Source organism: Streptomyces sp. NPDC013187 (assembly GCF_042899705.1).
GTDB lineage: Bacteria > Actinomycetota > Actinomycetes > Streptomycetales > Streptomycetaceae > Streptomyces > Streptomyces hawaiiensis_A.
The window spans coordinates 1-5386 of sequence record NZ_JBIBAF010000040.1; the positions used below are offsets into that span (position 1 = coordinate 1).

General features: G+C 71.0%; 6 protein-coding genes. 2 read left to right on the top strand and 4 right to left on the bottom strand.

Annotated features, from left to right (window positions below; genetic code table 11):
• On the top strand, nt 1-183 hold a 183-nt coding region (locus tag ACFY5B_RS39340; RefSeq protein WP_389980036.1), incomplete at its 5' end, for a hypothetical protein.
• Between the two features lie 429 nt (nt 184-612).
• Nucleotides 613-1647, top strand: a complete 1035-nt coding sequence (gene trpS, locus ACFY5B_RS39345) for a tryptophan--tRNA ligase (protein WP_389980039.1) — start codon at nt 613-615, stop codon at nt 1645-1647.
• Nucleotides 1648-1691: 44 nt separating this feature from the next.
• Here trpS and proC read toward each other — a convergent pair whose 3' ends face one another.
• The 4 genes from proC to ACFY5B_RS39365 all read right to left on the bottom strand — a co-directional run bounded on the left by proC (nt 1692) and on the right by ACFY5B_RS39365 (nt 5170).
• Nucleotides 1692-2504 carry a pyrroline-5-carboxylate reductase gene (gene proC, locus ACFY5B_RS39350; RefSeq protein ID WP_389980042.1) on the bottom strand — a complete coding sequence of 271 codons (813 nt, stop codon included), beginning with the start codon at nt 2502-2504 and terminating at the stop codon, nt 1692-1694.
• A gap of 104 nt (nt 2505-2608) precedes the next feature.
• Complete coding sequence (locus ACFY5B_RS39355; protein ID WP_389980044.1) at nt 2609-3388, bottom strand: ABC transporter permease; 780 nt, start codon at nt 3386-3388, stop codon at nt 2609-2611.
• Complete coding sequence (locus ACFY5B_RS39360; RefSeq protein WP_389980047.1) at nt 3385-4260, bottom strand: ABC transporter ATP-binding protein; 876 nt, start codon at nt 4258-4260, stop codon at nt 3385-3387. Before ACFY5B_RS39360 ends, ACFY5B_RS39355 begins: the two co-directional genes overlap by 4 nt.
• 70 nt (nt 4261-4330) lie before the next feature.
• Nucleotides 4331-5170: a class I SAM-dependent methyltransferase gene (locus ACFY5B_RS39365; protein WP_389980050.1), complete on the bottom strand. Its 840-nt coding sequence runs from the start codon at nt 5168-5170 to the stop codon at nt 4331-4333.
• Nucleotides 5171-5386: the final 216 nt, after the last annotated feature.

The window sequence follows — 5386 nt, forward strand, 5'->3', positions numbered from 1 at the left end:
CTTCCCTTCGGTCTTGCGTTTCCGACTCTATCAGATCTTTCCGATCCGATTTCCTCGGTGCTTTCCAGGTTCCCGCTTCCGCGTTTCCCTTTCCGGCGCTTCCGACTCTATCAGATCCTTTCGGGCCCGATCCCCGGTCAGCGGGGTTTGTCTTTGCGGCTGTTGGGCCGTTCCGACGAGTGAGACTTTAGCGGATTCCCCGGCTCCCGAGCCAATCGGGGGCCACGTCCTTTCGAACGGGGATTCCTCATTCCGTAAATACACATGCCAATGAAACGACGACAGATGTACTGCGCGTCGAATGTCGGTGAGTACCTGCGGATTGGCTGCCCGGGGACCGACCGGAGTCGGCGCTCACGTCGGGCAACTCGGAGAACACTACGGATGGGGGTAGGGCGTGTCAACTCGGGGGCGGGCGGCACTCCCGGGGCGTAGCCTGGGCTGCATGACGACGCGTACGTGCACCCAGCTGTGGTGGGCCGCCTGACGGCGGCCGTGCTCACGTATGCACTCAACGGCCGCCGCTTCGGCGGCCGTTTTCGTTTCTCCCTCCAGGAACCACGGAGGGGCGGCCGCCCGGGGCGGCGGTCCCGACCGGAAGGTGGAGGAGAGATGACACGGGTCTTCAGCGGGGTCAAGCCGACGGGGCATCTGACGCTGGGGAACTACCTGGGGGCCATGCGGCGGTGGGCTGCCGTGGACCAGCACGAGGCGGAGGCCTTGTTCTGTGTGGTCGATCTGCATGCGCTGACCGTGGACCACGATCCCGCGCGGGTGCGCAGGCTGAGCCGGCAGTCCGCGACTTTGCTGCTGGCGGCCGGGCTGGATCCGGAGCTCTGCACGGTGTTCGTGCAGAGCCATGTGGACGAGCACGCCCGCCTGTCGTACGTGCTGGAGTGCGTGGCCACCGACGGTGAGATGCGGCGGATGATCCAGTACAAGGAGAAGGCCGCGCGGGAGCAGCGGCGGGGCGGGAGTGTGCGGCTGTCGCTGCTGACGTATCCCGTGCTGATGGCGGCGGACATCCTGGCGTACGGGGCGGACGCGGTGCCGGTCGGGGACGATCAGCGGCAGCATGTGGAACTCGCGCGGGACATCGCCGTGCGGTTCAACCAGCGGTACGGGCATACGTTCGTGGTGCCGCGGGCCACGCGGCCGGAGGTGGCGGCGCGGGTGATGAACCTGCAGGACCCGGCGTCCAAGATGGGCAAGAGTGACGACGTCGGGCCGGGGATCGTCTATCTGCTGGACGAGCCGGACGTGGTGCGCAAGAAGGTGACGCGGGCGGTGACCGACAGCGGGCGTGAGGTCGTGTACGACCGGGAGGCCCGGCCGGGGCTCGCGAATCTGCTGGAGATCCTCGCGGCGTGCACGGGCGGGGAGCCGGAGCGGTTGAGTGGTGCGTACGAGTCGTACGGGGCCTTGAAGAAGGACACCGCCGAGGCTGTGGTCGAGGTGCTGCGACCGCTGCAGAAGAGGCACAAGGAGTTGTGTGCCGATCCCGGTTATGTCGAGGGCGTGCTGCGGGACGGGGCGGCGCGGGCTCGGGGGATGGCACGGCCGACGGTGGATGCCGCGTATCGGGCGATCGGGCTGCTGCCCGCTGTGGAGGAGGTGGCCGCGGCGAGTTCCGTGCCGGGGGTGTGAGGGGTGCGGGCGGCCGGGGGCGGGTCGGGCCCGCCCCCGGGGACTCAGCTGTTGTTGCCGGAGGCCAGGGCGCGGCTGCGGTCGCGGGCGGCTTCGAGGGCGGCGATGAGGGCGGCCCGTACGCCGTGGTTCTCCAGCTCGCGGATGGCGTTGATCGTCGTGCCGGCGGGGGACGTGACGTTCTCGCGGAGCTTGACGGGGTGTTCGCCGCTGTCGCGGAGCATCGTCGCGGCGCCGATGGCGGACTGGACGATCAGGTCGTGGGCCTTGTCGCGGGGCAGGCCGAGGAGGATGCCTGCGTCGGTCATGGCTTCGACCAGGTAGAAGAAGTAGGCCGGGCCTGAGCCGGAGAGGGCGGTGCAGGCGTCCTGCTGGGATTCGGGGACGCGGAGCGTCTTGCCGACGGCGCCGAAGATCTCCTCGGTGTGGGCGAGGTGGTCGGCGGTGGCGTGGGTGCCTGCGGAGATGACGGACATCGCCTCGTCGACGAGGGCGGGCGTGTTGGTCATGACGCGGACGACCGGGGTGTCGGGAGCCAGGCGCTCCTCGAAGTAGGCCGTGGGGATGCCGGCGGCGCCGCTGATGACCAGGCGGTCGGCGGGGACGTGCGGGGCGAGCTCGTCGAGGAGGGTGCCCATGTCCTGTGGCTTGACCGTGAGGATCAGGGTGTCGGCGGTCTTGGCTGCTTCGGCGTTGGTGACCGGGGTGACGCCGTAGCGGCTGCGGAGTTCCTCGGCTCGTTCCTGGCGGCGGGCGGTGACCAGGAGGTCGGACGGGGTCCAGCCGGCGCGGATCATTCCGCTGAGCAGGGCTTCGCCGATCTTGCCGGTGCCGAGGACTGCGACTTTCTGGGTCATGGCGCGGGGTGCCTCCGAAGGGTGCGTCGTCCGGGGTCCATCCTCGCACCGGGGAGTGGGGGACGGCTCGGGTGTCCGCTGGGCGGGATGTCGCGTCGGGCCGGCTACGCCGTCCGGCGCCTCAGGGTCGCCGCGCCCAGGGTGAGGACGAGGAGTGCGCAGCCCGCGACGATGAGGACGTCCCGGACGAACGTGGCCGTCATGTCCGTGTGGCGCAGGACCTCGTTCATGCCGTCGACGGCGTAGGACATGGGGAGGACGTCGGAAACGGCCTCCAGGGCGGGGTGCATGTCGTCGCGCGGGGTGAACAGGCCGCACAGGAGGAGCTGCGGGAAGATCACCGCCGGCATGAACTGGACCGCCTGGAACTCCGAGGCGGCGAAGGCCGAGACGAAGAGGCCGAGGGCCGTGCCGAGGAGGGCGTCGAGGAGGGCCACCAGGAGGAGGAGCCAGGGGCTGCCGGTGACGTCGAGGCCGAGGAACCAGACCGCGAGGCCCGTGGCCAGGGCGGACTGGACGATCGCGAGGGCGCCGAAGGCGAGGGCGTAGCCGGCGATGAGCTCGCCCTTGCCCAGCGGCATGGCGAGGAGGCGTTCGAGGGTGCCCGAGGTGCGTTCGCGCAGGGTGGCGATGGACGTCACCAGGAACATCGTGATGAGCGGGAAGATCCCGAGGAGGGAGGCGCCGATGCTGTCGAAGGTGCGGGGGCTGCCGTCGAAGACGTAGCGCAGCAGGAACAGCATCACGCAGGGGATGAGGATCAGCAGCGCGATCGTGCGGGGGTCGTGGGTGAGCTGGCGGAGGACCCGGACTGCGGTGGCGGTGGTGCGGGAGGCGCTCAGGGCCCTCGGTGGGGTGGCCGGCCGGGTCGCGGTGGTGGTCATCGGGTCGTCTCCTTCGTGCGGGCTGCTGCTTTCGCCTCGTCCACCAGGCGGAGGAAGGCCTCTTCGACGGTGGTGGCGCCGGTGCGGGTGCGCAGGGCGTCGGGTGTGTCTCCCCCAGCCTCCGGCCGGGAGGTGCCCCCGGCGAGGAGTTCGCCGTCGCGCATGAGGAGGAGGCGGTGGCAGCGTTCGGCCTCGTCCATGACGTGGGAGGAGACGAGGAGGGTGGCTCCGCGGCCGGTCGCGATGTCGTGGAAGAGGTGCCACAGGTCGCGGCGCAGGACCGGGTCGAGGCCGACCGTCGGTTCGTCGAGCACGAGGAGTTCCGGGGAGCCGAGGAGGGCGACGGCGAGGGAGACGCGGTTGCGCTGGCCGCCGGAGAGGTTGCCGGCGAGGACGTCGGCGTGGGTGGTGAGGTCGACGTCGGCTATCGCACGGGTGACGTCTTCGGCGCGGCGGTCGGCGGCTGCCCGGCCTGGGTTCAGGATCGCGGCGAAGTAGTCCAGGTTCTGCCGGACCGTCAGGTCGTCGTAGACGGACGGGGCCTGGGTGACGTAGCCGACGCGGGTGCGCAGGGTGGGGTGTCCGGCGGGGTGGCCGAGGACGTCGAGGGTGCCGGTGACCTTGGCCTGGGTGCCGACGAGGGCGCGCATGAGGGTCGACTTGCCGCAGCCGGAGGGGCCGAGGAGGCCGGTGATCTGGCCTCGGGGGACGGTGAAGCCGAGGTTGCGCAGGACCGTGCGGGGGCCGCGGACGACGGTGAGGTTCTCGGCGTGGACGGCTGGGGTGGGGGCGGTCGGGGTGTCCGGTGTCGGGGGGCGGTCGCGGGTGGGGCCGGGGCCCGGACGTGGTGAGCCGGGAGCATTATTCATCATGTGATGAATAATGCTCCCGGGGATCGGGCGCGTCAAGCCGCACGTGGTGCGGCCTTCGGGCGGGTGCGCGTCAGGCCGGGGTCTCGGCGAGGAGGAGGACGACCTCGTAGACCTCCTCCACGAAACCGTCCGGGAAGGTGCGCAGGAGGTGCTCGCGTTCCTCGGCCAGGAACGACGCGGTGCGTTCGGCGTCGTGTACGAGGAAGACCGAGTGGCTGCCGATGTTGGCGAGGTGGGTGTCGACCGGGACGCGGCGGCTCCAGCGGACCGTACGGCGGGTGAAGTCGAGGAGGCCGGTGGGGTCGGCGGCGCGGGCGTTGACGTTGCGCTTCTCGGCGGAGACGTCGATGCGGAAGAAGCGCTCGGTGCGGGCGGCGGCCTCGGCGATCCAGGGGACGTCGAGGGCGTCGGTGTTCCACCACAGGGCGAGGGCGCCACCGGGGCGCAGGACGCGCAGGGCTTCCGGGACGGCGCGGGCCGGGTCGGTCCAGTGCCAGGCCTGGGCGTAGGTGACGAGGTCGACGGAGTCGTCGGTGAGGGGGAGGTCGTCGCCCGTGCCGCGGATGACCGGGACGCCCGGGAGGGTGCGGCGGAACTGGGTCGCCATGCCGTCCCCCGGTTCAACGGCGATCACGTTCGCGCCCCTCGCGTGCAGGAGGGCGGTGGCGATGCCGGTCCCGGCGCCGACGTCCGCGACGCGGGTGCCGGCGAGCGGGCGGCCGGTCAGGTCTTCTATCGCGTCGAAGAGGGCCGGGGGGTAGGAGGGGCGGTTGGCCGCGTACTGGGCTGCGGCGGCGTTGAAGGAGTGGGCTCGGGTGGTTCGGGCGGGTGCGGAGGTGGGGTGCTCGTCGGAGGGTCGGGGGGTGGGGTGGGCTCCGGTGGGGTGGTGGGCGGACGTTGGTGTGGTCATACGGTCATGGTGGCCGGGGGTGGGGCACTCGGCGGTGAGATTTCGGTGAGTACGGAACCCGCCGAGGAGTCGGACCATCCAGGACACGCCCAGGGCCCGGCCCGGTCGTCACAGGCCGGAAGCTAGGGCCTGTCGTTTGGATCAGGTCGGCCGGGAGTGACAGCGCCTCTCGGCCGACCCGAGCGGGGCGTGGTGCGTGCAGATGCAAGGCGGAGG

Excerpts from the sequence above, each read along its gene's own strand:
- trpS (WP_389980039.1), top strand. The coding sequence starts at position 613 with ATGACACGGGTCTTCAGCGGGGTCAAGCCGACGGGGCATCTGACGCTG.
- proC (WP_389980042.1), bottom strand. The coding sequence starts at position 2,504 with ATGACCCAGAAAGTCGCAGTCCTCGGCACCGGCAAGATCGGCGAAGCC.
- ACFY5B_RS39355 (WP_389980044.1), bottom strand. The coding sequence starts at position 3,388 with ATGACCACCACCGCGACCCGGCCGGCCACCCCACCGAGGGCCCTGAGC.
- ACFY5B_RS39365 (WP_389980050.1), bottom strand. The coding sequence starts at position 5,170 with ATGACCACACCAACGTCCGCCCACCACCCCACCGGAGCCCACCCCACC.
- ACFY5B_RS39360 (WP_389980047.1), bottom strand. The coding sequence starts at position 4,260 with ATGATGAATAATGCTCCCGGCTCACCACGTCCGGGCCCCGGCCCCACC.